This window comes from Bacillota bacterium, assembly GCA_040754675.1.
In the GTDB taxonomy this organism is placed as follows: Bacteria; Bacillota; Limnochordia; order Limnochordales; family Geochordaceae; genus Geochorda.
The window spans coordinates 1-2,502 of sequence record JBFMCJ010000575.1 but is presented as its reverse complement, the minus strand read 5'-3'; the positions used below and the strand labels follow the sequence as shown (position 1 = coordinate 2,502).

3 protein-coding genes are annotated in these 2,502 nt (G+C 58.6%); all 3 read left to right on the top strand.

Annotation, left to right across the window (positions count from 1 at the left end; genetic code table 11):
- Positions 1–531 precede the first annotated feature (531 nt).
- Entirely contained in the window at positions 532–1,605 is a 1,074-nt protein-coding gene (locus AB1609_21060; GenBank protein ID MEW6048925.1) for a hypothetical protein, read from the top strand.
- 181 nt (positions 1,606–1,786) lie between these two features.
- A complete protein-coding gene (locus AB1609_21055) occupies positions 1,787–2,023 on the top strand; it encodes a hypothetical protein (GenBank protein MEW6048924.1) in 237 nt (78 codons plus the stop codon).
- Positions 2,024–2,113: 90 nt separating this feature from the next.
- Positions 2,114–2,502 (top strand): hypothetical protein (locus AB1609_21050; protein MEW6048923.1); only part of this gene is annotated, 389 nt, incomplete at its 3' end.

The window sequence follows — 2,502 nt, the reverse complement described above, 5'->3', positions numbered from 1 at the left end:
CACTGAGATCACCCTCCCCGTCACCTCCGATCTGGGTCACCCAATTCCCAGATCGGAGGGAATTTCCCTGGGAGAGTGGCTCAGTTTTCAGCGGGAAAACTGGCTCAGGTTTAAGTGGGAATATGCATTTTGGCGGGGCGGTCCATTCCACATGCAATTCCGGGTTGGAGGAGTACGTTCGTCACATGCACCGCACATCATCCCCGGCTCCATAGGGGGTCCTTCAAGGTAGCATTGCAGGAAGTAGAAAACGGCATCGTCTCGGGTTACGAAGTCGGTCAGGGGAACCCGCCGGATGAAAAGCTGCTGCCTGCCGCAGTCAAGTGCCACGAGCAGTAGTGCGTGACCGCGGCTTCTCGAGCCAGCGCCAGGAGAGGGAGCGTGAGGCGCGAAGGATGGAGCACATCCGTACAGATCTGGCCGAGGGTGGCCGACTGGAGAACTGACCAACGGCAATGGATTGCGATGGTTAGTGTGTTTGGCAGTGGGTTTAACAAGGGTGCACGTACATGGCATCTGGAGGACTGACACATGGACGCGATGGGGAACAAGAGCCACATCATGGAAGAGTTGCAGCGGCAGTTGAGGCGGCCGGAAGGCACAGTGGAGTTTCGCAGTTCTGCCGATCTCCTTCTGGGACAAGTCTGCAGTCAACAGGTCCTCCTCCAAGTTGTGGCTGCTGCCCAAGTCTTTCGGATCGAGAAAGAACCGCCAAAGCTCCTCCGCCTTTACCACTTTTCGCCAGGTACCGGGTCCCGTGTCGCGACCGTGGATTTGGCTGGTGTTGCTGCGTGCGAAGAAGTTTATTGGGGTTTCTCCTGGTCTCCGGATGAGACGAATCTGTTCGTCGGGCCGATTCCTCCTGTCCGGGGTGGGCTGCTGTTGTCTAAAGGGGAGCGTACCTCTAAGGCGTACAGGGCGGCCAAGGACGGGTTCGTTGTTCAACTTGGGGACGACGGAGTGGAGGTGATGGAGCCGAGGTTGTTCATTGACGGCCAACTCGTAGTCGGCCCCACGGCTCGTGAGGTTTGGGAGAACACGGTGGAGGCAGTTCGTGTCTTGCTGGACGCGCCGCTAGGCGATTACCGGTTCGAGGTCGTAATGAGCAACCTAGTCATAATAATGCTTGTCACGGGCTATGAAGTTTACTGTAGAACCAGGTTTGTTGAGCTTGAGCAGGAAGGCGTTCAGCCAGATTTGCGCCGGCTTGTCGAGAAGGTGTTCTCGAGGCAGGAACGGGAGGCTGGGGAGCCAGAGAGGTTGGACCGCCAAGCCCGAGAAGAGCACATTACGTTCCTGGAGAAGATAGCGCGGGTTAAGATAAACTTCCAGAACTATGAAGAGTGCAAGAAAGCCTACAGGGCTGCTTATGGAGTTGCGTTTGGAGCTATAGGGATTCCGGCGGCCGAGGTTTATTCACTCAAGCGCTTTATTGAGTACCGCCACCGCATCGTTCATGTGTCTCCGATGATTGCGATGCTTAATGAGCGCCATGTCCCGCCGGAACAGCCAGAATTCTCGAACAGGCAACTGGCCCGAAGAGCGCTTGAGTGTTTTGGGGCGTTCGTTGAGGCCCTGCATAAGGCCTCGCTGACACTGCGCTGAAGGTTCGCGCTTGGTGCGGTTCTAGCACCGGGGCACGAGTTAGCCTTCATTTCCCGAAGCATGGGGTTGCGACGGACTCAATTTGGCGGCTAGGGCGGGCCGCTAGGGTCGTTCCCGTGGGGGGGCTGTCGCATAATCAAGATGTCGTCGGTCGTCTTCTCCGGGCCCTTCACCTTCCACCGTGGCTGACCGCATCCTCGTGGTGGGCGAAGCCGCCCCGAAGGTGAAGGCCACCCCTGGTGGCGGCGTGTACTACGGACTGCCGGAGGCCAACATTGCCATGGAGGTATTGACCCGCGCTATGGCGGAGGACGACCTTTGTGCGGCGTCGCTGGCGGACTACGATCGCCGGTGGAGGTTACAGCTCGGCGCGAGATCGAGGTGGGTGTTCGGTCCTGACCGGTTGCCTCGCGGGTAGGGGACGCCACGCTGGCCCTGTGACTGACCTGGCCAACCGCGGTGGGAGTGGTTTAGCGGTCTTGGCGTTTCCGAAAGGAGGGCCTTCACGATGCCGCCCATTATCGATGATACGATGCTGGGTATCCGGAGTCACGACGTTCAGCCCGGGCTTTGTGGTGTTACTATGGGCCTGATCAACCGCTACATGCGTAAGACCAAACTAGTCGGGGCTGCCGCACAGCTTGCAGTATTCTTGCGAGGGCGCGACGAGGTGGTGGATTGGGAGGGCTTCCTGACGGCAGCCGGGGAGCTCGGGCTTGAAGACTTACTTGCCCACAAGGCGCTGCGGGTTCTAGAGGCAGTTGAGTACGTTCGCGTCGTTGGGCATGGTGAGGTGGTCCGCAAGATTGAGTGTTCCATCCCTGTGCTGTCCGACCTTTATCGCCCACTGGGCGAGTATATGAGGGAGGGACTGCATCCCGAAGAACTAGAGCTAGC